Below are 23,696 nucleotides of genomic sequence, written 5' to 3'. Positions count from 1 at the left end.
AATCTATTCTAAACAAAAACTTTTATTCCTTGTTTGGCCATTTCTTTAACGACCGGAAGACTGTTGTCTTCTTTCATAATTTCCTCCAATAGTATCTTAGCCCTGTTTTCCTGAATATCGATTAGAATATTAATCAGGGTAATTTGAATGGAAGGTTCCTTTTGATTCTTTAGGGCCTCGAGATAAGCATTTCTCACCAATGGATGATGTGAAAACTTGGTAAGTGCATTTGCTGCTGCCATTCTAACATTTACGTTGGCGTCGCTTTGCAAGGTCTGTACCAATACAGAAAGAACTTTATCATCGGCTCCAGCTTGGTTTTCCAAAATATTAACAGCCTTTAAGCGTTGGCTACTTGTTGGCTGTTTAAGAGTTGCCATGGTTAAATTTTGCTTCATGTTTTGCAAATCGTTTTGCAATTGTGCAATTTCCATGCTGCGGTCATTTGGAGTGTATAGATTTTTACCAAATAAAAATCCAATTCCGAAAATAATCAGAATTGCAGCTGCATATTTAAGAAACTCCCCGAACCTGTAATTACTTTGCTTGGTATCTGTAATCGGTAGCGATTCCTTGCGTAGATTTTCTTTTTCCTCTTCCAACATTTGATTGAAATTCATACGCAAATTCGCACTTGGCTGTTCATCTTCAATATCATTTACCGCAAGTAGAAATTGTTTTGCAAGCTGGTATTCATTTCTACAGCTTTCGCAATTGGTTAGATGCTTTTCCACCTCATGGCTTTCTTCCTGGTTTAAATCCTTCTCCAGGTATTCCACGAGTAGATCTTGTATATTTTTGCAATTCATTTTCATATCGTTTAAGCCAGTTTAAAATAAAGTTCTCTAAGCTTATTTAAGGCCCTATGGGCTTTCACTTTCACAGCAGTTTCGCTTAAGCCGGTTATTTCAGCTATTTCACGGTATTTTAACCCTTGAAATCTGCTCAGCTCAATAATCTCTTTTTGATCGGTCTGTAGTCCGTCCATAGCCTCATACAAGATTTTCTTTCTGGATTCTTTTTCCATTTCCTCAATGGCCGAATCGGCTTCATATTCGATCTTTTCAGGTTCACTAAAGTCTGAAATCAGTATTTTATTGTCCCGATAATAATTGGCATGCACATTTCTTGCAATCTGATACATCCACGATCGGAATTTGTGTTGTTCGTTATAAGTGTTTCGGTAGCTTAATATTCTTCGAAATACCGACTGCACAAGATCTTCACTAATGGATTGGTTTTTGGTCAATCGCAGAAAGAAATTATAAAGTCTGAGATGGTATTTTTCGAACAAGGGTGATAATGCATTCAATTCACCAGATCTTACCAAAATCATTAATTGTTCGTCATCTTTTCTTTTCACAATAAAAGGAATTGCTAGCGTGTTTCGTTCTTGGTTCTGTATTGGTTACCCGCGAATATGGGAATGGTTACAAGGCAAGTTAAAATTTTCTTGTAAAAAATCCGAGGCGCAGTGGTGTAATCTTCATAAGGTGCTGATATTTTATGAGATAGCTTAATGAGTATTATGTGGTAATAAATGTTAGAATCTATCGAGAGCCTTTTTGTAAACTTCCAAAACTCTGATTCTGGCAAACTTGTGATCGATCATTGGTTTTGGATAGGCATCAGTTTCGAATTCTGGCACCCATTTTTTGATGTAGGTAAAATCGGGATCGAATTTCTTCTGCTGCTCAATTGGATTAAATACCCTGAAATAGGGTGCTGCATCGCAACCACATCCGGCAACCCACTGCCAATTGCCATTATTGGCTGCCTGGTCGTAATCGAGTAAATGATTGGCAAACCATGCTTCGCCCCAGCGCCAATCAATTAAGAGGTCTTTTACCAAAAAACTGGCGACAATCATTCTTACCCGATTATGCATATTTCCGGTGGCTTTTAATTCTCTCATGCCTGCATCCACAATCGGAAAGCCGGTTTGGCCATTGGTCCAAAGCTCAAACTCTTCTTCATTATTCACCCATTGAATATTGTTATAAGCCGATTTAAAACACTCCCTTTCGACTCTTGGGAAGTTGGCCAGAATCTGCATAAAAAATTCCCTCCAAATGAGTTCATTCAGGAATTGATCATCTCCAAGCAAAGCTTTTTGAACTGCCTCTCGAATGCTGATGGTACCAAAACGAAGGTAAACACCCAAATTTGAAGTTGCATTCTGAGCCGGGAAATTTCTTCGGGCATCGTAATTGCTCAGCATCTCTTCAGAGAGATTTATCGTAGGAAGAAGAATGGAAGATTCACGAAAGCCAATATCTTTCAGACTTGGAATTTTATTAAATGAAATTTGAGCAGTATTTGAAGAATTTAGTTCATAGGAATAGGGAAGGTGCTCACTTGATTGAAAAGCAGAACGCCACTTTTTCATGTACGGTGTATAAACCGTGTATGGTTTTCCATCTTTTTTAAGAATTTCCTCTTTTTCGAATATCACCTGGTCTTTAAAAAGTTGAAACTCTACAGCTTGCGAACTGCAGATTTCAGCACATTTCTGATCCCTGGAAATAGCGAATGGTTCGTAATCTTCATTTGCATAAACCTTCGCTATTGGGTGCTCATTTATAATTTGCGATAAACACTCTAAAGCAGGGCCATGTTTTACCAGGAGGGTGGAACCAATATCAGCAAGTTTCTGATTGATTTTAGAAAGCTCATTGTGAATAAAGTTGAGCCGGGCATCGCTTTTGTTTTCGAGCTGTTCCAATATTTCTGTATCGAAATTAAAATAGAAAAGGACTTGATTACCCGATTGAAGTGCATGGTTTATTGCGGCATTATCGTGTAATCTTAGATCTCTTCTTAACCAAATCAGAATGTATTTACCTTCCATTGTTTGTTCGTGTTTTTTCTTACTACAAAATAAAGCATAAAATGTTCAATAAAAAGGTAAAAAAGCCCGGATTATTCAATGCTTATCCGGGCTCGGAATATTTACGGCCTAATTTGTCCATCGCCCTTAATGATCCATTTATAGGAACACAATTCTTCGAGTGCCATGGGGCCGCGGGCGTGTAGTTTTTGTGTGCTGATCCCAATTTCTGCACCCAAACCGAATTGGGCACCATCGGTAAATGCAGTTGAAGTATTGGAATAGATAGCTGCGGCATCAACCATTGAGTAAAAGGCATTTATGGTGTTTATGTTTTCGCTAATAATGGCCTCGCTGTGCTTCGAACTGTACTTGTGTATGTGTTCTAGTGCCTCCTCAAAATTGTCTACACACTTAATCGACATTTTATGACTTAGAAACTCAGTTCCAAATGAAGATTCCTCTGCAAGGCGCAATAAATGTTCAGGATATGAATCACGCATTCGTTCGTACGTCTCATGATCTGCATAAATTTCAACATTTTTGTTTTGCAGCTCGTCAATCAGCTCATTTAAGTCATTTAATCTTTCTTTATGGATAATGAGACAGTCGATTGCATTACAAACGCTTACACGCCTTGTTTTGGCATTAAAAACAATGTTTTTACCTTTTTCCAGATCTCCATCTTTATCGAAATAGGTATGAACAATGCCAGCCCCGGTTTCAATCACAGGTATTTTTGAATTTTCGCGAACCGAGTCAATTAAGTTTTGCGAACCTCGAGGAATCAAAACATCCACAAAGCCTACAGCATTCATTAATTCCACTGCCGACTCTCTTTCCGGCGACAAGAGCTGAATGATTTCTGGATCAATTTTTTCTTCCCTCAATGTGCTTTTAATGATTTTTACAATGGCTTGATTTGAGTACATAGCATCGCTGCCTCCTTTTAAAACACAAGCGTTTCCCGATTTCAGGCACAAAGCAAAAACATCCAGCGTTACGTTTGGTCTGGCTTCATAAATGACACCAACTGTGCCCAGGGCAACGCTCGTTTTTTTGATCAGCAAGCCATTATCCAATCTTTTCTCGGCAAGTATTCTTCCCAATGGGGATGGTAATTGCTCAACATTTTCAATATCTGAAGCAATATTGCCGATTCTTTCCTGGTTCAGCAACAGTCTGTCATATTTGGGATCATTGGTAGACATTCTTTCCAAATCTTTTTGGTTTGCCGCTAATATTTCTTTGTAATCCGCTCTAATCTTATTGGCTAAGGCCTTAAGCGCTGAATTGATTTGTTCTGATGAAAGCAATGGCATTCTGCGCGATGCTTCCCTGATTTTATGCAATTGATCTATGCTGTTCATTTTGAATCAAGTAAAAGTTTTATTTAAATTGTTAATTGCCAGTAAATGAATGAGGTATGGATTTATTTTTGCGTTTTCATTCACCTTTAAACACTTAATAAAGAAAGAGGTAGTCGTAATGAACCAATGGCCTTGCACCCGTTTTTCCCATATGGAATTCCGCCTTGGCTTTGCTGTACGATGTTTTGCCCAATCCCAATACATCACCTTTTGTATTGATAATTTTCACAATATCACCTTTTTCAAAGCTTCCTTTTAACTCCATTACACCAATGGGCAACAAACTGGTTGCACTATTCGAGTTTAGCGCCTCTTCGGCTCCTTGATTGATGATGATTTGAGCCTTTTCAAAGCCATCGGAACCCGCTAACCATTGCTTAACGGTAGAGGCTTTTTTGCTGGCAATAAATTCGGTATGATCAACATTACCAGCATTTCGAATGAGTTCCAAAACCACATTATCATGCAAACCATTGGCAATGTGAACCGGAATTCCTGATTTGGCGATTCTTCCTGCAATACTGCATTTTGTTAGCATTCCTCCTCGTCCAAAATTCGATTTCTTTGTTGTGATATACTGTTTCAAGCGGTTGATATCACCATGAACGGTTTTCAGCAGTTTGGAATTGGCATCTTCAGGATGACCAGTATAAATGCCATTGATATTGCTTAGCAAATACAGGGCCTTGCAATCCATCATCGATGCAATCAATCCTGACAACTCATCATTATCGGTAAACATGAGCGCAGTAACTGAAACAGCATCATTTTCATTAATAATTGGCAGAACATTGTTAGAAAGCAATGAATTCAGGCAATTTTTCATGTTCAAGTAATGTTCACGGGTTCTAAAATCTTCTTTGGTCACCAATACCTGGGCACATTGCAAGTCATGCTTTCGCAGATATGTGGAGTAGATGTTCAGCAGCTTAACCTGGCCAATCGACGACCACACTTGCCTGGCAGAGATGGTGTCGGTTTTCTTGTCCAATTCAATTTTGCTTCGTCCTACGGCTACAGCGCCCGAAGAAACAAGCATACACTGGTAGCCTAGTTTGTGTAATTCCGATATCTGGAAAACAATATTTTTAATTCTCTCTTTGTTGATTTGTCCATTGCTCCTTGTTAGGACATTAGATCCTATTTTGATACAAATGCGTTTCATGATTTGCTACATCTATGGGGTACAAAAACTGTTTCCAAACTTCAGTTTTAGACTGAAAATGGAAAGATAATTTCAGAAATTGAGACAAAATCATTGCTCAATTATGGTTCTTTAATTGTTTTTAATCAGAATATTGACAAAATCAAATTAAAGTAATACTTAAAGTAAACTGATGTGTATGTATTATACCCACATGGGATTGCGGGAAAGCATGAAAGAGTTGCGTGTATCAAAGCTTGATACCATCAAATCGCTTGTTTTGTGAAGTAAATTAAAGTCTTTCATAACATGAATCGTTTGGTTATTAAGTTTCCCCCTTAACTAAACCAAGTCAAATATAAACAATCTTTTTGTGATTAAGCATTTGGTAATAAGTTTGTTGGATGCTGCGTGCATTTCGAAAAGCTTTGCGGAAATTGGGAATGCACAAGCTGAGATGGAAAAATTTACTCTCTATTTGTCGGTATTTCAGTTAGATGAGTATTTTGATATCTGATTTTTTAAAAACTTATTCAGAAAATTTCCAAATAAGATTTTTAGAAGCCCGATTTTGTATGTTCAATTCTTATCTTTGTTTGTGAAATTAAAATCAAGAGATATTATGAGTAAAAATCCTTTGCTAGAAGAATTTTCAACACCATACGAATCTGTTCCCTTCAATAAAATTGAAATGGAGCATTACATGCCGGCATTTAAGCAGGGTATAGAAGATGCCAGAAATGAAATCGATGAAATTGCGAACTCCAGCAATAACCCTGACTTTAAGAATACAATTGAAGCCCTTGAATATACCGGGCAGCAATTGGATCGTATCGGATCGGTATTTTTCAACCTGAATCATGCGCACACAAATGATGAAATGCAGGCCTTAGCACGTGAAATTTCACCAATGCTGACCGAATTTTCCAATGATATCATCATGAATGAGAAACTCTTTAAAAGAGTGAAGCATGTTTATGAGATGAAAGAGGAATTCAAGCTAAATGTGGAGCAAACAAAACTGCTGACAGACCGATACAAATCTTTTGTAAGATCGGGTGCTGACCTGGATGAAGAGAAGAAGGCAAAAATCAGGGAAATCTCAAAAGAGCTTTCGAAATTGACCCTTCAGTTTGGTGAAAATGTATTAGCGGCAACCAATAAGTTCGAACTACACCTTACCGATAAAAATGATGTGGCAGGCTTGCCGGATGGTATTTTAGAGGCTGCATCGGCAATAGCCAGAGAAAAAGAGAAAGAAGGTTGGATGTTTAACCTACAATTTCCTAGCTATGTTCCGTTTATGCAATACGCTGAAAAGCGCGAATTGCGCGAGAAAATGTTTAAAGCCTACACTTCGCGATGTTTTAATGATGATTTCGACAATCAAAAGATCATACACCGCATTGTGGAACTGCGATTGGCAAAGGTGAATCTGCTGGGTTACGAAACCTATTCGGATTACGTATTGGAAGAGAGAATGGCAAAATCGGCCGATAAGGTAATTCAATTCTTAAATGAACTTTTGGATGCTTCGATGCCTAAGGCAAAAGAAGAGTTTAAAGAGTTGCAGGAATATGCCAAATCGCTTGGCGCAGATTTCGAACTGCAAAGATGGGACTGGGCCTACTATGCCGAGAAGTTAAAGACTGAAAAGTTTGATATTAACGATGAAATTACCCGCCCATACTTCGAATTGGAAAGAGTGAAGAAAGGAATTTTCGATTTGGCCGGTAAGCTATATGGATTGCAGTTTCAGTTGAATACGGATATCGAAAAATATCACGATGAAGTGGATGTTTACGAGGTGTTTGATGCCAATCAGAATTTTATATCACTGTTTTATGCTGATTTTCACCCAAGAAGCACAAAACAAGGTGGTGCCTGGATGACTTCTTTTGTAGATCAGTATCAGAAAGACAATAAAGATTACAGACCACACATTTCGATTGTGTGTAACTTTACCCGACCGACAGAAACTAAGCCGTCTCTGCTTACTTTTAACGAAGTAACTACATTCTTACATGAATTTGGTCATGCATTGCACGGAATGCTCTCAAAATGTACCTACAGTGCATTATCGGGAACAAATGTATACAGAGACTTTGTGGAGTTGCCATCGCAGTTTATGGAAAACTTTGCTTACAGAAAAGAGTGGTTGGATGAAGTTGCTGCCCATTACGAAACAGGGGAAAAAATACCACAAGAATTAATTCAGAAAATTATCGACAGTTCTAATTTCCTAAGTGGATATGGCTTTGTTCGCCAAATAAGTTTTGGTTTAAATGACATGGCTTGGCATAGTGTAAATGAGCCAATTACAAATCCGGTAGGTGAGTTCGAAGACCAGGCAATGGCATCGACCGAACTTTTCTCGAAAGTGAATGGAAGCTGTATGAGTACCTCTTTCTCGCATATTTTTGCAGGAGGTTATGCTGCTGGTTATTATGGATACAAGTGGGCAGAAGTTTTGGATGCCGATGCTTTCGAGGCTTTTAAAGAGAATGGCATTTACGATAAAGCAACTGCTGATTCGTTCAGAGAAAATGTATTGGAAAAAGGAGGTAGTGATCATCCAATGACTTTATACCTACAATTCCGTGGCAAAGAACCTTCTATCGATCCACTTTTGGAAAGAAGTGGTTTAAAGTAAAGGAAAATGAAACTGAAAAATATTCTCGGCGGAATGGCATTTGCCAGTTTGTTGATATTGCTTGTTCTTGCTGTGAGCCAAAAGGATAAAATGAATCAGTTTGTTTCATCTAGTCTGAAAAACCAGGTTTCGGCAGAGGCCAAACTGGCAGGGCAAGAATTGATAGATTCACTGTACAACTATGCTGCAAACGGGGAGAGCTACCAGCTTACATTTTTGGAATTTGGAGCAGAAGGATGTATTTCGTGCCGAAAAATGAAAAAGGTGATGGAAGAGGTGAAAAACCATTATCCTGCTAAAGTGAATGTGGTTTTTATGAATGCTTTGAAGGAGGAGAGTCAGCAGCTCATGAAAATGTATGGCATTGCCAGTATTCCAACTCAAATTCTGCTCGATAAAAAAGGGAAGGAGTTCTACCGACATTCCGGTTATATTTCCTTTGATGATCTGTCGAAAGAGTTTCACTAAAATATTGAATCGCTGTCTGTATTGGACAGCGATTTTTTTTTGTACTGGCAGCATTTACCTGTTGTGTAAGATAGAAATGATTCTTGCAGCCAGGAAATACTGTTCAGTTTAATCATTATCTTTGTTTCAAAATAAATCTACTATGACCAAAGATTGCTGCAATTCAAAAATCATAAATTACGAGGGCAAAGAGTTTGTTTGTTCGCTTGCATTTACCCTTCAGCTAATTGGCGATAAGTACAAATCGCTAATCTTGTTTCATTTGAAGGATGGTGAGATGCGTTCCGGCGAATTACAAAAAAGTATTCATGGCATTTCCAATAGGATGTTTACCTTCTCGATTAGGGCTTTGGAGCGCGATGGTTTGGTAAGCAGGGAGGTTTATCCGGAAGTTCCTCCAAAGGTAGTTTACGGATTAACCGAAGCGGGAAAAAGCATTATCCCCATTATCCTGGAACTGGACCAATGGGGACAAAAATTTGCCAAAGAGAATCACTTGTACGCTCCTGGTGAATAGTGTAGCTCGTAGGAGTGGGAATAGATTTCGAAAACCACTCCAAATGGATCTTCTACATAACACATACGGTAAGGTTTATCGCCAGGATAATATTCACGAATAGGCATGCGTTGTTTGCCGCCATGCGCTACAATTTTTTGAACCAAAGCTTCTACATCAGGATCCTGAACCGAGAAATGGAACAAGCCTGGCTGAAAGGGATTGAACTCCGGCTTTTTAACTTCCATATCTTTAAACTCAAATAGCTCGATACCAATACGATCGCCAGTAGACAGGTGCGCAATGCGAAAACTCTTCCATCCAGTTCCGAACACATCAATACACATTTTTCCAATGGCCGATTCATTCTCTTCCAAAACCTCGGTAGGAGGCATTATCACGTAAAAACCCATTACTTCGGTGTAGAATTTTACCGCTTTATCCAAATTGGGAACGGTAATCCCAATGTGGGAAAAGCTTTTTGGATATACTTTCTGATCTTTCATCTCTTTTGTTTTTGTTTGTGCATCGAGCGAAAAACAAAGGCCGATGCTTACTAATAAAATTACAATTGTTCTCATCATTCAAGTTTGAAATAGAGTGCAATTTTAGATCGAAAGTGCAGGAAAATCAATATCGCACAGGGCTGAAATATGATTACATGCATGTTCTTTTCGTTGAATTTAGCGGAGTGTAGCCATTGTTAATGATTTGTTAAGTTTTATGGATGTTGTTTCACGTAAATTCACACAGATAAATATTGATGCTTGATTCTTCGAATCCTTATGTCGGGATTTTATCACCATTCAATTTCTTCCATATCTCTGAAAAATTTGCCTGTTGGACCTTTGTCTTCGAGTTCGGCCGCCCATACAATGGTTTCGGCTCCTTTTTTTGGGGTTCGTGGCGCTCCTGCACCGCCCATATCGGTTCTAACCCAACCTGGACAAACCGAATTCACTAGAATATTCTTTCTTTTCAATTCACCAGCCAATTTAATGGTAAGTACATTCATTGCGGCTTTCGAAACGCTGTAGCCAGGTGTTCCGACCGACATTTTTGATAAAGCGCCTAAACCGCTAGATACGTTTACAATGCGTCCATATTTCTGTTTTTTCATGCCTGGAATGAATGCTTGTGCCAAACGCCAGGCGCCAAATAAATTGGTCTCCAGGGTTTGATGCACTTCTTCCAGGTCTGCATTAAAGGCCGAGTGCCAGGTGTCGTAATTAATGCCAGCATTGTTGATTAGTATGTCTAAATGGCCAAATGTGTTTTCCACATATTCAGCAATTCGCTGTACACTCTTTTCATCGGAAACATCCAATTGGTGAAAGTGGACTTCGCCAAAACTTTTCAGTTTCTCGACCGCTTTTTTTCCATCTTCCTCCGAACGGGCAGTAAGAATTACCCGGTATCCTTTTTGTAAAAGTTCTTGTATGCATGCATAGCCAATGCCTCTGTTCGATCCGCTTACCAGTGCTGTTTTCATCATATTTATGTGTTATTGATTTTATGCTACTGATCAGTAAACAAAGAGACGAACCTTTTGTTTTAAAAAGCCCGCCTCTCATTTTCTAACCCTAACTACTAATTATAATTTTTCCCGAAACCATTGACTTGCCTTTGCAACTGTCATACTCACTTCTTTTTCCTGATCGTAGAAGTTGAATTGCTGCAATGGTGAATCAAGATCAGTTTCCAACCAATCCAATTTTTTATCCTTCGAAGCAATTTTAGAAAAGAAATTTTTGGTGTATTGCGGCAATACGCATCCATCGGAGTGGATCATCAAAGTAGGAGCTTTCAGTTTAGATGCATAAGGCATCGGGTTCAATGTCAACCAATCTTCCCAGCTCATTACAGCAAACTTATCATTGCTCCATTCTTTTACAGCACCTCTTTCAGGATTTAAATAGTAATCGTATGGTCCATACATGGCCGCATCAGGATTGGTAGTTGAAATGGTCTCGATGTACTCTACCATGCCTTCTTTTGCAAATAATTCTTTTGCTTTTTGCGCTGCCGCGATTTTTGTACTTACCCCTTCTTCGCCACCATAAAATAGTTTTACTGCTTCTTTATCCTGTAACCAGGATGCAGCGGTTACAATCGCTTTAATCCGCGTATCTTCGGCTGCAGCCATTAAAGTGTACATGGAGCCTGCACATACAGCAAAGCTTCCAATTTTTTCCTTGTTCACTTCGGGCAGACTTTGCAGGTAGCTCACCGCACTTTTGATATCCTCAATTTTCATTGCAGGATTTTCCCAAAAACGCGGTTCTCCTTCGCTTTCGCCAAAGTTTCTGAAATCGAAAGCCAGAGTGATAAAGCCTTCGTTGGCAATTCGTTCAGCATACAATCCTGCCATTTGTTCCTTCACAGTTGTCCAGCTTCCTGCTACAATAATGGCAGGATAGGATTCACTTTTTTGGTAATTGGCCGGATAATATAAGTTGCCGATTACATTTAATCCTTCACTTTTAAAATTTACTGTTTTCACGTTTGCTTGTTTTTGCTTTAGAATAGATTGGTATAAAAAATGCAAATTTTAACTGCTCAAGCCACAGAGGCTCTTACTTTCTCCATTGATGAGAAAGTAAGCAAAGAATCTAGGGCAAGTAAGGTCAAACTACTGATACTTGAAAACTTTAAGTGCGGCGGGGTGATCTTCTCAATACTTCGAAGCTTCCCCTTCTTTCTAAAAATTTTCTGCGCATAAGCAGCTTGACCTTCCAATGCCCCAAATCTCGCTGGAAATATTTCTTTTGGTAAGCTATCAGTTATGCTTGTAAGTAATTTACTTTAACTCTTTTTTCATAAAGGCTGCTACGCTGTTTACCGACTTTTCTACAGGTTCTGCCTGGTCGTAAAAATCGAATTGAGTAACACCCGGTAAGTTCACCGATACTACTTTGTTACCAGCAATTGCCTTAAAGGCTTTACTTCCCTGAGGTAAGGCAATTGATTCTGACTCAACAAATAATACTTTACCCGGAATTTTATCGGCATACTGAATGGCATCAAAAGTCAACCAGGGTCTCCACGAAGCCAGGTTAAATTTATTATCGAATTCTGGTATTAAACCTCTGTCTTCTTCGGTGTAATAAGGTGCCTGGTACATTAATGAATTCTTGTCGGTAGTACTTGCGGCTGTAATAATTTGCAATTTACCGGTAGATTCAAATTCTTTTTGTGCTTTATCGCCAGCAGCAATTAGGCTTTTTACCGATTCTTCGCCACCATAAACAGGGGTTGCAATTTCTTCGTTGTGCAACCATGGTGCTACAATGGCAACTGAATTAAATGCATTTTCAGTATAAGCCTTAATCATATATCCCGAGCTTGCACAAACACCTAAACCACCTAATTCATCTGTTGCTACATCCGAACGACTTTTTAAATATTCGGCTGCGGCAACAATATCTTCAGTCTTGCGAATAGGATCTTCCAGGTAACGATTATCTCCTTCAGATTCTCCCCAACCTCTAAAATCGAATACCATGGTAATGAAACCTTTCCCGGCTAGTTTTTTTGCGTAAAGCATTGGCATTTGCTCCTTTACGGTTGTCCATGCACCGGTAACGATAATTGCCGGATATTGACTGGCTTGATCGTAATTTGCAGGGTAAAAAATATCACCTGTTAATTGTACTCCCTGGCTTTTAAAATTTACTTTTTCCATTGCGATGTTCTTTTGTGCTACTACCGATACACTGATCAGCAGTGATAATGCGACTAATAATTTTTTCATGTTGCTTGATTTTTATCCTGTAAACCGAAATTTCTTGTCCATAAATTGACATCCTAACAACTTGTTTCCATGTCTATTTTGGTCATTACATTAAAGCTGATTTCAGCAAAAACGTCTGCTGTTTTTTCCTTGTAAGCAGTAAAGTAAGCTGTGTTCATATGGGCTTCCCACAATTCTTTTGTTTCCCAAACTTCATAGAAGAAAAAATGGGCAGGATTTTCTTTATCCTGATGCAAATCGAACACTACACACCCTTGTTCAGCACGAGTTACGTCCAGTAAGCTCAACAAGGCTTCTTTTGCAAAGTCAACTTTGTCCTTTTTTGAAATAATGTCAACAATAACTACAAAGCTTTTCACTTTTGTTGATTTTTAATTATTTTATCTGATCCAGTAATCCGAATCCTTTTGCTGCCACAATTGGATTAAAGATTTCTACATATTCAGTAATTTTTCCCTCTTCGTTGAATTTAAATGTTGCATAGTAATCGTTCTTGTACCAGCCAGCATCGTTTTTTAATTTGATTTTGCCCTTAAACTTCACAAAGGTCATGGCTGCTTCATTCATGCTATAAATCTCTTCAACAGGAAATTCCATTTTCTCAAAATTTGGAAATACGGGTTCCCAATAAGCTCTTACGCCTTCTTTTCCTTTGGTGCCTTCCGGAAATAAACCTGATGCGTAAGGATTAATGTGAACGCCATCTTCGGCAAATAGGTTTACTACGGCATCTGTATTCATCTCTTCCAGTGCTTTAAGAAAAGCAAGGGTATTGGCTTTGTTTCTTTCTGCGATTTCCGATTTCATTTCTATTTCTTTAGTAATTTGCTCCAGTTGTGTTACTTTTTCATTCTTGCAGGCCGATAAAACCACAGCTGCACAAAGCAGAGCCATTAATATTCGCTTCATTGTATTTCGTTTTTAATTAAATAATTCTGACCAATCGATATAGATGTAGTATTCGCGTATCAAATCGTCCTTCATTTTAAAAACATCGCAAAATGGGATAGTGAGTTGCGAATCATCCAGTCGGGTATAAGTAACCATTCCGCGGTGAACCAATGATTCTCCCGATTCAAAAATATCAGTTACATCATGCTTTGTTGATTTCACGGCAGGGAAGAATCCTTCGAAAACTTTTCCAATATTCTCTTTGCCACGAACAGCTTCTCCGTTTCCGGCGATTAAGACGCAATCTTCGCTAATAAACTCCAATACCTTTTCAAGATTTTTGCTGTCTAAAGCTTCCGATAATGCATCTGTCTTTTGATACTTTCTTGTCATTTTTATTGATTTGATTCTTTTACTTTATCCATTGCAGCCTGTGGCAATTGTGTATTTCCATCCTGGTACTTGAAGTTGAATTTCATTTTAGAAACTCTCCATTTTCCATCTTTTTGTTGAAGTTCGAGATTGTAAGATCCAACAACAGTCCATATGTTACCAGCCTGATGTTCTAAATAATGCGTAGCCGTGCCATAACAGAAAACCTCTGCTGTGTTAGCACTTACATGGCTAATAAAATTTCCCAACTGATGATGTGTGCTGGTAAATCCCGGAAGGATGGTTTTCCAGCTATCGGTGATTTGCTTAGGACTCAAAACAACAGCCGGATTTCCGTTCATACTTGAGTAATCCAATTCCACCTGGTCGGCAAAAATTTCCTCAACCATTTTCCATTCCCTGTTATCGCTGGCAACAAACAGTTGCGATACAGTTTCATTAATATCTTTCATATTTTGCGCATTTACTGTTATCGAAATCATACTCAATAGTATTATAGCTAATGTTCTCATATCTTTTTGTTATTGATTGTATTACAAAGATCCTGACTTTATAAGTTACCTGATTTATCATTTCACATCAAGAAGTATAAATTTCAAAGATTTTTAAATTTGGTCCTGATTTTCTGCATTTACTTAGTTTGCATATTGCAGTGACATTCGTGTAATTTTGTTATTCTCATCCCACCAATAGTAGTAGTGAACCACCCAACTTAACCAGTTTACTTCGGTTTTTGCATATCCATCACTTTGTTCCAGTATTCTTCTATGTTGAAATGTTTCTCCGTTTGGGATTACTTCATTCAAGGCCCATGTTCTAACATTATCTCTTCCGCTTATTTCGCGATTTACATCCAGTATGGAAATGCTATCGGCGAAAGCATCCATATAAGTGTCGATATCTTCGCTGTTTGCCCCGGTCTGATAGGCCAGAATAGCTACCGGAATATCTGTTTCTTCTGTGTTGCTATTTGGATTATCGGTATTTTCGATTTCCTCGTCTGTACTACTGCAGGCCATAAAAAGAATGGCCAGTAGTATCCATAAATAATTTGTTCTCATCGTAGATTGTTTTAATCGAATTTTACATTTTTGGAAACATCTTCCCATTCTTTCATATCTTCTAAAAGTTGAATGGAATGAGCGCGAACTGTTTCAACTGCATCCTCGCCCAATTGTAGGCGCAAGGGCATATTCTCACTTTGTAATGCCTGATCGATTGCAAAAGGCAATTTATTAGGATCGCTTCCTACGCCTTGCTCAGCAGCATTTTTCACAAACTCTCTTACTCCGCCTACACTGTCGTGATATTCCTCCATTACTGGTGTATGTTTAAATGCACTACCAGCAAAACCTGTATGAAAGGCACCTGGCTCAACAATTAAAACTCTCACGCCAAAGGCTGCCATTTCTCCTGCCAGGGCTTCAGATATTCCTTCCAATGCAAACTTAGAAGCCGAATAGGGGCCAAAACCAGGCATAGAAAATTGTCCAACGCTACTGCTAATGTTCACAATGGTGCCACTTTTCTGTTTGCGAAATTGAGGCAGAAAGCTTTGAATTACCTGGACAGCACCAAAGAAATTGGTTTCAAACTGGGCACGTAAATCTTCTAAGGATGTTTCTTCAATGGCTCCTACCATTCCATATCCTGCATTGTTAAATAAAACATCAACTCGACCAAACTTTTTAATCGTTAAATTCAGTGCACTTTCGATTTGTTCCTTCTGGTTTACATCCATTTGAATGGCCTCAACCTGATTGGGTGCAAGCTCTTTTATGCTTTTTAAGATTTCGATGCGGCGTGCGCTAATAATTACCTGATGTCCTTGTTGGATGCCATATTCTGCTAATGCTTTTCCAAAACCAGATGATGCTCCGGTGATGAACCAAACTTTTTTCTCCATTTTTTATTCTTTAATTAATACGATACTGACTCTTTAATTGTATATACAAGTATTAAGAAATATTTGTATATCGAATTGGTATAGCAAAACTAAGGAGTTAGGAGTGTAGAGGCTTTTTAATTATAAAGCAAGAAGTATAAATTTCAAAGATTATTGGTTTTTGCGGTAGGATAGAGGGGTTACACCCGTATTTTTTTTGAAAAATGCGCTAAAGTTATTAGGCGATTCGAAATGCAAAGAGTAGGCAATTTCTTTAACGCTGGCTGTGGTTTGAAGCAGTTCGGCTTTGGCCAGTTTAAGAATATGATGATGAATGTGGTTTAGTGCTGTTTTGCCTGTAATCGACTTTACCACTGCATTTAAATGGTTGGGATGTACACTCAATACTTGTGCATAATAAGTAGGAGAATGCAGGTTGGCAAAGGTTTCGGTTTTGGCATCGGGATAGAAGCTAATTTTAACCAATTTCTGAAAACGAGATAAAAGTTTTAAATCGGCCGATCGAAATTGTTCACTGGCTGTTTTTGCATCAACTTGTTTAGTGAACAATCTTTTAACCTGGTTCAGCAATAAAATCAGGTAAGAATGGATAAAAGCAAACTTATCATCATTTTCACTTTGATATTCTTCCTGGATTCTTTTAAAAATGCGCAGAATTTCAGGCAATTCGTTCTGGTTGATCTCAAATGGAATGGATTCGTCAATTTTTAGGAATGGAAAATCTTCCAAAAGTCTGTCGAAGTGATGTGATGATGCCAGAAAATCCTGTGAAATCATGATGTAATATCCCGACCAATCGGGAACAATATCCCAGGAAAGGATTTGAAAAGGAGAGTTGAAAAAGATGGTCACCCCTTCAGGAAAATCGGTATGATGCCCCGTTATTGCTTTTCCGCCACCATTAGCTTTTATGGCAATGGAGTAGAATTCATGACGAAAAGGAGGCATTTGCGACACCACCTTTCCCATATTTTCTTCAAAACTGCGAATATCGAAATGCGGGTGTTTTGGATTGGAAATTCCTATGGCCTTGCAATATTCGCTAATGGTTTTGAAGTGGTGCATATCATTTGATTTTCCTCAAATATACAAAATGCCTAAATATACATGGATGCTACCACAACAATTCCAGATCTTTTTAATATTCGTGCTGACTTAAAAACTCAATCAGATCTGTCAAATACTCTGAATACTGAACCTCATTGCCCTTGAGGTGATTTTGTTTTGAAGAATCAGAAAACTGATTGATTTCAGATTTATAATCGATGATTTTTTTTAAGATGCTTAATTCTGCTTGAAATAATTTTAGCATCTCATCCTGTCTGTTTTTGCAAGCACTTTTAGACAATTGAAAATGCCTTTTTCGATCGCATGATTTGGTGAAATACTCCACAAAACCAGCATCTTCTAAGTGCTTTAAATTGGTTGATACAGTACTTTTACTCGCATGCAGGGAGTGACGCAGTTCATCAAAAGTTAGAGCATTTTTATTGTCTATCAGCAATAAGGATACTATTCTGGCTGCAACAGGCGCTAGCTTTTCATGTTTTTCCAGGAATGCTCCGTACTCTTCAACAATCAATTGCTTTTTGCTTTCGAGATTTTTTTGATGATTCATTCTTTTTTATTCAATAAATAAGTATTTGGTACAAAGTATAGAGTCTATCAATATTGACATGTATTACTCACCATTCATGAAATTTGTAGCCTTATTGATATCTGCAGTAAGCTTTGTTGCAAAATTCTCACCAAGAACCAGGCTATACTTTTTGTGCAAGTTGTTTAATGCTGAGTCAATTAAAACTCTTGTTTTATGCCCTTTATCGGTGGCGTAAATGTTTATTTCACGTCCGTTTTGAATCCTTTCCACCAAGCCTCGTTGCACCAACTTATCAAAAAATCGAGTGAGTGTTGAAGATTTTAGATTCATTTTTTTACTCAATTCATTTTGACTTGATCCGGGTTGATCAACCACCAATAACATTAGATATGCATAGGAGGGAGCCAAACCAATAAATCTGAATTCTTCATCTGCCATTTCACTTATGATTCGGACAAAGGAATTGGCTGTAAAGTACAGGCAACATTCCCGCGATATTTTGGATAGTTTACTCACTTGATTAAAATTTACAAGAAGCTATTGGGCCTACATTTTATTCCTGATTACTTAAGAAATAATCCAAAGCTGATTCTATATCCATTTTTAAACCGATACCTCCTTCAGGAACATCCGAATAATCAGCATTGATTCGAATAAAATCAGCATCTTGCAATTGATTGTACATGTTCTCAAAAGGGTAGCGAATAACCCCTGGTGTATTATAACCTACACCAATCTCAAGAAAAAGTAGTTTTTTATGACTGTTCTTTTTTAACCAATTATTGAGATTCTTTGCACCTTGTTCATATGGATCATCAATGAAAAAACCTCCACTTCTAACATTCATATACACTTCACCTCCGCAGTTAGGGCATCGTGGAATTAAATCTTCATTTGTTAAATATTGAGTTTTAGGATCAACATTTTTTGCCATTTCCTGAATTTGCTCCCGAGCATCCCATACTTCATCTGTGCAAGGTAATTTGCATTGAAAGTAAAATGTATCCCCTTGAGGTGTATAAATTTTATCTTCGGGAAAATCATTTTTATGAAAGAGTCTGTCAATGTTTGTAGTTAATACAAAATACTCTTTGTCTTTGACCAATTGTAGTAAGTTTTGATAGGATTTATCCTTACCTAGTTGAAGCATGTTGTTCAAACTTGTCGACAAATAACCCCATCTCAATCTGTCGTCCTGATAAGGATAACCCATAAGTTGGTATCCAAAAGTAAATCCATATTGAAGCATAGCAGGATAGTTCTTGGCAAAACTTTCCTGATCCATTAAATCAATACCAGCCGGAACTGACATGCCCGCTCCGGCCCCAATTAATATTGCATCTGCCGAAGATATGGCTTGAATTGCTTTCTCGATATTCATTCTATTCCCTCCAATCTTTTAATAAGTTCATGTATGTATCTGTTGCACTCTGTCCAAAGGTGTTAAATACAATGTGTTCTATGCTGTTAGGATTATTTTGTAACCAATCGGTAACCGTTGATAGTGCAATTTTTGCTGCATCTTCAAGCGGATATCCGAAAACTCCGGTGGAAATGCTGCAGAAGGCAATGGATTTAATGTGTCCGTATTCTTTGGCCAAATTCAGGCAAGATTCATAAGAGTTTGCCAATTTCTTTGCATCAAGGAGATTAGGTCGAGCACCGCGAATAATAGGACCTACGGTATGTAAAACATATTGGGCTGGTAAATTGTATCCTCTGGTGATTTTGGCCTTACCAGTTTGTTCCAATTCTCCCTGTAAGTTCATTACTGTTGCACAATCTTCTCTCAGCATCACTCCGGCAGCGTTATGAATTACATTGTCAATGCAGTTGTGAAATGGAACAAAACAACCTTCCATCTGCTTATTGGCAGCATTTACAATGGCATCTATTTTCAATGTTGAAATATCACCATCCCAAACACTAATAGATTTACTGGCAGGATTATCGCTTGTAATTCGAGGAATATCCTGATGATTGGTGATGTTTTTGTGCTTTAATTCATCTTGAAGCATTGAATCTACTAATCCAACCAGGGAGTCTGGTAAATTTCCCGATGGTCTTACTGTTAACAATGCCCTGATCAAATCTCTTTGAGAATAATTCCCATTTATTAAATCGAGTTGGCTTAACAATGACATCCCACTGGGCTCTTCAATTAATGTAGTTAACAATTCATCAAGTGAATTATTATTGAGATTTGGAGTGAATTTTTGATGTAAATCAATCTGCTCTTTGTAAGCATTTAAATTGATGTTCATGATTACATTCTTTTGTGAATGATTATTCGAAAATTTAAAGGTTGGAAGTGAAATAATTTAACTTGGAATTGAATCAAACTTTTGTTTTGTATTAAAGAGAGTGGGGCGTAGTCAAAATTCCCCACTTTCCAAAATCAAACAGTCTGTTTTAAAGATCTATATCACTTACGAAACATGATAAACCTCACCCGATTTCCCAGATTCAATGGCTTCCTTGTATAATTTTGCAAACTCAATTGCAGGTACTCCTGAAGTTGAATCCATACCCATTAATTCCATGGTTTCTTTTGCAAAAGAAGGACTCACGGCATTAATATTCATCTCTTTCATTTCAAGAGCCGCACCACGTACAAATGCTTCTAATCCAGCATTAATCATTCCTAAGGACAAACCTCCTTCAACCGGGTACTGTGCCAAAATACCAGTCGAAACTGCAAAGCTGGCACCTGCATTGGCATATTTTCTTCCAATCATTACCAGGTTTACTTGTCCCATTAATTTGCTGTTTAAACCATCGTGGAAATCCTGAATGCTGTGCTCATCAATGCTTGCCCATTTGCCATATCCACTGGTAGAAATTAGTGCATCAAAACCTCCAATTTCTTTGAACATACTTTCTACGGCTTCTGCATCTGCCATATCTAATTGATAGTCTCCGCTTGTTCGGTTTACGCTGATTACCTCATAGTCTGTACCAAACAACTCTTTTACTTTTTTTCCAATAACTCCTGTTGAGCCAACTAATACAAGCTTTTTCATCTCTTTATTTTTTTAATTCTGATTTGATTTCACTCACAGTTTTTCCTCCAACTCCCAAATTATCATCGCTGTATTCTTCTATAATTACCGTGATGAATGGATCGGGCGAATGAGTCACTTCCTTTGTTGTTTCCGTAAATTTTTGGATCAATTCTTTTTTTTGCTCGGTGCTTAGGTGCGCACCTTTAAAGTTAATTATTGGCATTTCTTCCTATTTTAAATTCAATTTTTTTGAAGTATTATAGTTTTAACCATCAGTTGTACATACAAGTTAAAAACTAAAAAATTACAATTCCTCGTCAAATTATGACCCCTTGTTTGATACTGGTACAATACACTTGGAATTGTTTGATGATCTTTACAATGCAAAGCTAATGGCTAAAAAGCGAATGAAATTTCCCATTTCAAACGAAGAATTGCCAATTTCAAAGATCAACTGTTTTTACGATAGGAAAGAGGAGTAAGTCCTGCATGTTTTTTAAAGAAAGCACTGAATTTGGCAGGAGAGCTAAAGTGAAGCTTGTATGCAAGTTCTTTTGCGCTAATATTGGTTTGAGCCAATTCGGCCTTTGCCAGTCTCTGAATGTGATTGTGAATGTAGCTTAGTGCAGTTTGGCCTGTGATCGATTTTACCACGGCATTCAAGTGGTTAGGGTGTACGTTTAAATGCTGTGCATAATCCGAAGGAGAGTGCGGATTTGCCAACACTTCAGCTTTTGTTTCGCAGCAAAAGCAAGTTTTTACCAATTCTTCGAATCGTTTTAATAATTGTAAGTCAGCTCGATGAATTTGTTCCTGAATGCTTTTGCCATCCGATTGTTTTCGGTAAAGCCTTTTGATATGATTCAACAAGTCCAATACATGTACTTCGATAAAATTGAACTTGTCTTCATCATCGCTAAGATATTCCTTCTTAATTTTATCGTAAATATTCAAAATATCAGGCAGATTTTCCTGCTCAATTTCAAAAGGCAAAGATTGATCCATTTTCAGAAAAGGGAAGTCATCTAAAATTCTATCGAAATAATGAGAAGAGCTGAGAAAATCTTGCGAAAAAATGAGATAGTATCCCGACCAATCCTGATCAATCTCCCAGGATTGAATTTGAAAAGGGGTATTAAAATAAATGGTAAGGCCTTCGGGGAATTTCGTATGATGACCCGAACGAACTTTTCCTTCGCCATAGGTCCGCACAGCAATAAAGTAGAACTCATGGCGGAAGGCTAGCATTTTGGTTCGAATATGCTCACTATTTTCTTCAAAACGACGAATATCGAAATGTGGGTGCCTGGGAGCTTTAATTCCTATGGCATCGCAGTATTCTGTTATGGTTTTGAAAAGTTGCATATGCAAAAGTAATATATTTTGATGTTTTGCATCTATACAAATCACCGAAAGGAGAGATTAGAGCAGTTCGAAAAGATTACATGCAAGGCACGAATAACAATACAGTAAGATGGCAGGAATGGGAATGGGGATACAATAAAAATTAGCAACAACTAAAAAGTTGCTGCTAATCCCAAAATCAAAGTTTAACAGCAATCAAGTCATTCTAAACCCCTGTCATTTTTAACGAAAGTTCCATCAGTTGCCTCCTGGCTTGTTCATCGTAAGCAGTAGCATCTGCTTTGTCCTGTGTTCTTTTAAAAAAGTATTTGCCGCTGGCATTGGCAAGCTTTTCGTTTACGGCAAGTTTTACCACCGATTTTACGCCATCGGGAATGGTATCGATTGGCGACTGCACAATCTTTGTTGGCATTAAACTGGCCGGATGCAAAGCGTTCATGCTAATTCCATCTTTGGCATATTCATCAGCCAGTTCGATTGTCAGCATAATTTGCGCCAGTTTCGACTGGCAATAGCCCTGGTAACCGCTCCAGTTCTTTTCCTGGTTGATATCATCAAAATTAAGAGCCGCTTGTCCCGCAGAAGCCACCTGTACAATTCGCGAAGGAGCCGATTTTTTTAAAAGTGGCCTTAGTAGCTTTGTTAGTATGTAGGTTCCCAAATAGTTCACCTGCCATAGCATTTCATTCCCATCTTCACTGCTTCGGCGTGATGCTTCAATGCCCAAACCAGCATTGTTGATTAAAACATCCAGCTCTTGTTCTTGCTCCAATACTTCCTTTGCCAACTGCTTTATTTGTGATAATTCGGCAAAATCGGCATTGTAGTATTTCAACCTGGTGTTACCGGTTTCTTTTTCAATTTGCTTCAGAAGTGCTTCTCCTCGTTTAGGATTGCGTCCATGCAATAGTAAACGATGACCATCTTTTGCCAAATCGAGAGCCACTGCTTTTCCCAAACCATCGGTAGCGCCTGTAATTAATATTGTTTTCATTTGTTTTTCTCTTCTGATCCTAAATAATAGCGTATGTCATGATGATTAGCTTTTCATTTTCCTTTTTCACCAACCACTCTTCAAGCGATTCAGACCTGCTCACAACATTGTTGGCAATGTGTTGCTCAAGAGCGATATCAAAATTGATTTGAAAAAGTTCGCCAGATACCTGTTTTGAAACGATATTGCTTGCGATATGATGTGCAGTAAAGTCCGATTTCACTTGCATTCCACTGTAAATACTCAAAAATCCCTTGTGACCAAAAAGCTTGCTACCATAAATGTTGAATTCAAAATTTTTATCCAGTCTTTCCAGAAAAACTTCGGGAGCTTTCAGCTGATCTAAATCTGCAAACCAACTGTGCACAAAATTTTCGAGCTGTTCGTGATTTATTTTATTCATCTGTTTTTAGTTGATCTAATAAATTGAATGATTTCAAGGCCACAATCGGATTAAAAACCTCGGTGTAATGTCTGATTTTTCCTTCCTTGTCAAACTTGAAAATCATAAAGTATTCGTTATTGTAATCGGGGCCATCCTTTAAAATTACTTTACCTTGGGCTTTTACATATACAATAGCTGGATCTTCCATGGCATAAATTTCCTCTATGCTCATGTTAACTGCCTTAAAACTTTCGAATACCGGGGTCCAATAGGCACGAATACCTTCTTTACCAATTGCGCCTTCAGGCAATATATCCGAGGAGTAAGGGTTTTCGTGTATGCAATCCTCACTAAATAATCTCACCAAAGCATCTGTATTCATTTCTTCAATGGCTTGATAAAAAGCCAATACACTTTCTTTATGCTTATTTGCAGTTTTCAT

At 38.0% G+C, this 23,696-nt stretch carries 29 protein-coding genes; 3 read left to right on the top strand and 26 right to left on the bottom strand.

The features are described from left to right. Positions 1-8: 8 nt before the first annotated feature. The 5 genes from ELS83_RS00745 to proB all read right to left on the bottom strand — a co-directional run bounded on the left by ELS83_RS00745 (position 9) and on the right by proB (position 5,365). Positions 9-809 (bottom strand): HEAT repeat domain-containing protein, encoded by an 801-nt coding sequence (locus tag ELS83_RS00745; protein ID WP_171593583.1) that lies wholly within the window; start codon positions 807-809, stop codon positions 9-11. Positions 810-820: 11 nt separating this feature from the next. Then, positions 821-1,363, bottom strand: a complete 543-nt coding sequence (locus ELS83_RS00740) for a sigma-70 family RNA polymerase sigma factor (RefSeq protein ID WP_171593582.1) — start codon at positions 1,361-1,363, stop codon at positions 821-823. A 180-nt stretch (positions 1,364-1,543) separates the two neighbouring features. After that, positions 1,544-2,851, bottom strand: a complete 1,308-nt coding sequence (locus ELS83_RS00735) for a cryptochrome/photolyase family protein (protein WP_171593581.1) — start codon at positions 2,849-2,851, stop codon at positions 1,544-1,546. A gap of 101 nt (positions 2,852-2,952) precedes the next feature. Continuing rightward, positions 2,953-4,200: a glutamate-5-semialdehyde dehydrogenase gene (locus tag ELS83_RS00730; protein ID WP_171593580.1), complete on the bottom strand. Its 1,248-nt coding sequence runs from the start codon at positions 4,198-4,200 to the stop codon at positions 2,953-2,955. 94 nt (positions 4,201-4,294) lie between these two features. Beyond that, positions 4,295-5,365, bottom strand: a complete 1,071-nt coding sequence (proB, locus tag ELS83_RS00725) for a glutamate 5-kinase (RefSeq protein WP_171593579.1) — start codon at positions 5,363-5,365, stop codon at positions 4,295-4,297. A 601-nt stretch (positions 5,366-5,966) separates the two neighbouring features. On the opposite strand from proB, the gene ELS83_RS00720 reads away from it, so the two are divergent. The 3 genes from ELS83_RS00720 to ELS83_RS00710 all read left to right on the top strand — a co-directional run bounded on the left by ELS83_RS00720 (position 5,967) and on the right by ELS83_RS00710 (position 8,982). After that, positions 5,967-7,997 (top strand): M3 family metallopeptidase, encoded by a 2,031-nt coding sequence (locus ELS83_RS00720; protein ID WP_171593578.1) that lies wholly within the window; start codon positions 5,967-5,969, stop codon positions 7,995-7,997. Positions 7,998-8,003: 6 nt separating this feature from the next. Further along, positions 8,004-8,465, top strand: a complete 462-nt coding sequence (locus tag ELS83_RS00715; RefSeq protein WP_171593577.1) for a thioredoxin family protein — start codon at positions 8,004-8,006, stop codon at positions 8,463-8,465. 142 nt (positions 8,466-8,607) lie between these two features. Then, complete coding sequence (locus ELS83_RS00710; RefSeq protein ID WP_171593576.1) at positions 8,608-8,982, top strand: winged helix-turn-helix transcriptional regulator; 375 nt, start codon at positions 8,608-8,610, stop codon at positions 8,980-8,982. Here the strand turns inward: ELS83_RS00710 and ELS83_RS00705 are convergent. The 21 genes from ELS83_RS00705 to ELS83_RS00605 all read right to left on the bottom strand — a co-directional run bounded on the left by ELS83_RS00705 (position 8,958) and on the right by ELS83_RS00605 (position 23,696). After that, positions 8,958-9,542, bottom strand: coding sequence for a lactoylglutathione lyase family protein (locus ELS83_RS00705; protein WP_216616281.1), 585 nt, complete (start codon positions 9,540-9,542; stop codon positions 8,958-8,960). The two genes, ELS83_RS00710 and ELS83_RS00705, sit on opposite strands and share 25 nt — an antisense overlap. Positions 9,543-9,760: 218 nt before the next feature. Beyond that, entirely contained in the window at positions 9,761-10,456 is a 696-nt protein-coding gene (locus ELS83_RS00700; protein ID WP_171593575.1) for an SDR family oxidoreductase, read from the bottom strand. A gap of 99 nt (positions 10,457-10,555) precedes the next feature. Then, positions 10,556-11,464: an alpha/beta fold hydrolase gene (locus ELS83_RS00695; RefSeq protein WP_216616276.1), complete on the bottom strand. Its 909-nt coding sequence runs from the start codon at positions 11,462-11,464 to the stop codon at positions 10,556-10,558. Between the two features lie 297 nt (positions 11,465-11,761). Next, entirely contained in the window at positions 11,762-12,715 is a 954-nt protein-coding gene (locus ELS83_RS00690) for an alpha/beta hydrolase (RefSeq protein WP_171593573.1), read from the bottom strand. A gap of 53 nt (positions 12,716-12,768) precedes the next feature. Next, the gene (locus ELS83_RS00685; RefSeq protein ID WP_171593572.1) at positions 12,769-13,074 is read right to left on the bottom strand and encodes an antibiotic biosynthesis monooxygenase; all 306 of its coding nucleotides are present in this window, start codon (positions 13,072-13,074) and stop codon (positions 12,769-12,771) included. 16 nt (positions 13,075-13,090) lie between these two features. Beyond that, entirely contained in the window at positions 13,091-13,624 is a 534-nt protein-coding gene (locus tag ELS83_RS00680) for a nuclear transport factor 2 family protein (RefSeq protein ID WP_216616274.1), read from the bottom strand. 12 nt (positions 13,625-13,636) lie between these two features. Next, complete coding sequence (locus tag ELS83_RS00675) at positions 13,637-13,999, bottom strand: nuclear transport factor 2 family protein (RefSeq protein WP_171593571.1); 363 nt, start codon at positions 13,997-13,999, stop codon at positions 13,637-13,639. A gap of 2 nt (positions 14,000-14,001) precedes the next feature. After that, on the bottom strand, positions 14,002-14,511 hold the full coding sequence (locus tag ELS83_RS00670) for a nuclear transport factor 2 family protein (protein ID WP_171593570.1): 510 nt from the start codon (positions 14,509-14,511) through the stop codon (positions 14,002-14,004). Between the two features lie 123 nt (positions 14,512-14,634). Next, positions 14,635-15,060 carry a hypothetical protein gene (locus ELS83_RS00665; protein WP_171593569.1) on the bottom strand — a complete coding sequence of 142 codons (426 nt, stop codon included), beginning with the start codon at positions 15,058-15,060 and terminating at the stop codon, positions 14,635-14,637. An 11-nt stretch (positions 15,061-15,071) separates the two neighbouring features. Next, entirely contained in the window at positions 15,072-15,905 is an 834-nt protein-coding gene (locus tag ELS83_RS00660; RefSeq protein WP_171593568.1) for an SDR family NAD(P)-dependent oxidoreductase, read from the bottom strand. Between the two features lie 150 nt (positions 15,906-16,055). Beyond that, a complete protein-coding gene (locus tag ELS83_RS00655; protein WP_171593567.1) occupies positions 16,056-16,970 on the bottom strand; it encodes an AraC family transcriptional regulator in 915 nt (304 codons plus the stop codon). Between the two features lie 73 nt (positions 16,971-17,043). Beyond that, the gene (locus ELS83_RS00650) at positions 17,044-17,523 is read right to left on the bottom strand and encodes a GbsR/MarR family transcriptional regulator (RefSeq protein ID WP_171593566.1); all 480 of its coding nucleotides are present in this window, start codon (positions 17,521-17,523) and stop codon (positions 17,044-17,046) included. A 63-nt stretch (positions 17,524-17,586) separates the two neighbouring features. Beyond that, positions 17,587-18,021, bottom strand: coding sequence for a MarR family transcriptional regulator (locus tag ELS83_RS00645; protein WP_171593565.1), 435 nt, complete (start codon positions 18,019-18,021; stop codon positions 17,587-17,589). 37 nt (positions 18,022-18,058) lie between these two features. Then, positions 18,059-18,886 (bottom strand): SIR2 family NAD-dependent protein deacylase, encoded by an 828-nt coding sequence (locus tag ELS83_RS00640; RefSeq protein ID WP_171593564.1) that lies wholly within the window; start codon positions 18,884-18,886, stop codon positions 18,059-18,061. A gap of 1 nt (position 18,887) precedes the next feature. Then, a complete protein-coding gene (locus ELS83_RS00635; protein WP_171593563.1) occupies positions 18,888-19,769 on the bottom strand; it encodes a protein-ADP-ribose hydrolase in 882 nt (293 codons plus the stop codon). Positions 19,770-19,934: 165 nt separating this feature from the next. Next, positions 19,935-20,528, bottom strand: a complete 594-nt coding sequence (locus tag ELS83_RS00630; RefSeq protein ID WP_171593562.1) for a short chain dehydrogenase — start codon at positions 20,526-20,528, stop codon at positions 19,935-19,937. 4 nt (positions 20,529-20,532) lie between these two features. Further along, entirely contained in the window at positions 20,533-20,733 is a 201-nt protein-coding gene (gene dmpI, locus ELS83_RS00625) for a 4-oxalocrotonate tautomerase DmpI (RefSeq protein WP_171593561.1), read from the bottom strand. Between the two features lie 227 nt (positions 20,734-20,960). Beyond that, positions 20,961-21,875, bottom strand: a complete 915-nt coding sequence (locus tag ELS83_RS00620; RefSeq protein ID WP_171593560.1) for a helix-turn-helix domain-containing protein — start codon at positions 21,873-21,875, stop codon at positions 20,961-20,963. A gap of 205 nt (positions 21,876-22,080) precedes the next feature. Then, positions 22,081-22,869, bottom strand: coding sequence for an SDR family NAD(P)-dependent oxidoreductase (locus ELS83_RS00615; RefSeq protein ID WP_171593559.1), 789 nt, complete (start codon positions 22,867-22,869; stop codon positions 22,081-22,083). Positions 22,870-22,888: 19 nt separating this feature from the next. Further along, on the bottom strand, positions 22,889-23,272 hold the full coding sequence (locus ELS83_RS00610; RefSeq protein WP_171593558.1) for a hypothetical protein: 384 nt from the start codon (positions 23,270-23,272) through the stop codon (positions 22,889-22,891). Further along, positions 23,265-23,696 carry a nuclear transport factor 2 family protein gene (locus tag ELS83_RS00605; RefSeq protein WP_171593557.1) on the bottom strand — a complete coding sequence of 144 codons (432 nt, stop codon included), beginning with the start codon at positions 23,694-23,696 and terminating at the stop codon, positions 23,265-23,267. Before ELS83_RS00605 ends, ELS83_RS00610 begins: the two co-directional genes overlap by 8 nt.

Origin of the sequence: Marinifilum caeruleilacunae (genome assembly GCF_013141825.1) — a bacterium.
GTDB lineage: Bacteria > Bacteroidota > Bacteroidia > Bacteroidales > Marinifilaceae > Marinifilum > Marinifilum caeruleilacunae.
This window is presented reverse-complemented; position numbering and strand designations above follow the sequence as displayed.

Coding starts and splice junctions, on each gene's coding strand:
- ELS83_RS00745 (WP_171593583.1), bottom strand. CDS start 809: ATGAATTGCAAAAATATACAAGATCTACTCGTGGAATACCTGGAGAAG.
- ELS83_RS00735 (WP_171593581.1), bottom strand. CDS start 2,851: ATGGAAGGTAAATACATTCTGATTTGGTTAAGAAGAGATCTAAGATTA.
- ELS83_RS00730 (WP_171593580.1), bottom strand. CDS start 4,200: ATGAACAGCATAGATCAATTGCATAAAATCAGGGAAGCATCGCGCAGA.
- proB (WP_171593579.1), bottom strand. CDS start 5,365: ATGAAACGCATTTGTATCAAAATAGGATCTAATGTCCTAACAAGGAGC.
- ELS83_RS00720 (WP_171593578.1), top strand. CDS start 5,967: ATGAGTAAAAATCCTTTGCTAGAAGAATTTTCAACACCATACGAATCT.
- ELS83_RS00715 (WP_171593577.1), top strand. CDS start 8,004: ATGAAACTGAAAAATATTCTCGGCGGAATGGCATTTGCCAGTTTGTTG.
- ELS83_RS00710 (WP_171593576.1), top strand. CDS start 8,608: ATGACCAAAGATTGCTGCAATTCAAAAATCATAAATTACGAGGGCAAA.
- ELS83_RS00705 (WP_216616281.1), bottom strand. CDS start 9,542: ATGAGAACAATTGTAATTTTATTAGTAAGCATCGGCCTTTGTTTTTCG.
- ELS83_RS00700 (WP_171593575.1), bottom strand. CDS start 10,456: ATGATGAAAACAGCACTGGTAAGCGGATCGAACAGAGGCATTGGCTAT.
- ELS83_RS00690 (WP_171593573.1), bottom strand. CDS start 12,715: ATGAAAAAATTATTAGTCGCATTATCACTGCTGATCAGTGTATCGGTA.
- ELS83_RS00680 (WP_216616274.1), bottom strand. CDS start 13,624: ATGAAGCGAATATTAATGGCTCTGCTTTGTGCAGCTGTGGTTTTATCG.
- ELS83_RS00675 (WP_171593571.1), bottom strand. CDS start 13,999: ATGACAAGAAAGTATCAAAAGACAGATGCATTATCGGAAGCTTTAGAC.
- ELS83_RS00670 (WP_171593570.1), bottom strand. CDS start 14,511: ATGAGAACATTAGCTATAATACTATTGAGTATGATTTCGATAACAGTA.
- ELS83_RS00665 (WP_171593569.1), bottom strand. CDS start 15,060: ATGAGAACAAATTATTTATGGATACTACTGGCCATTCTTTTTATGGCC.
- ELS83_RS00660 (WP_171593568.1), bottom strand. CDS start 15,905: ATGGAGAAAAAAGTTTGGTTCATCACCGGAGCATCATCTGGTTTTGGA.
- ELS83_RS00655 (WP_171593567.1), bottom strand. CDS start 16,970: ATGCACCACTTCAAAACCATTAGCGAATATTGCAAGGCCATAGGAATT.
- ELS83_RS00650 (WP_171593566.1), bottom strand. CDS start 17,523: ATGAATCATCAAAAAAATCTCGAAAGCAAAAAGCAATTGATTGTTGAA.
- ELS83_RS00640 (WP_171593564.1), bottom strand. CDS start 18,886: ATGAATATCGAGAAAGCAATTCAAGCCATATCTTCGGCAGATGCAATA.
- ELS83_RS00635 (WP_171593563.1), bottom strand. CDS start 19,769: ATGAACATCAATTTAAATGCTTACAAAGAGCAGATTGATTTACATCAA.
- ELS83_RS00630 (WP_171593562.1), bottom strand. CDS start 20,528: ATGAAAAAGCTTGTATTAGTTGGCTCAACAGGAGTTATTGGAAAAAAA.
- dmpI (WP_171593561.1), bottom strand. CDS start 20,733: ATGCCAATAATTAACTTTAAAGGTGCGCACCTAAGCACCGAGCAAAAA.
- ELS83_RS00620 (WP_171593560.1), bottom strand. CDS start 21,875: ATGCAACTTTTCAAAACCATAACAGAATACTGCGATGCCATAGGAATT.
- ELS83_RS00615 (WP_171593559.1), bottom strand. CDS start 22,869: ATGAAAACAATATTAATTACAGGCGCTACCGATGGTTTGGGAAAAGCA.
- ELS83_RS00610 (WP_171593558.1), bottom strand. CDS start 23,272: ATGAATAAAATAAATCACGAACAGCTCGAAAATTTTGTGCACAGTTGG.
- ELS83_RS00605 (WP_171593557.1), bottom strand. CDS start 23,696: ATGAAAACTGCAAATAAGCATAAAGAAAGTGTATTGGCTTTTTATCAA.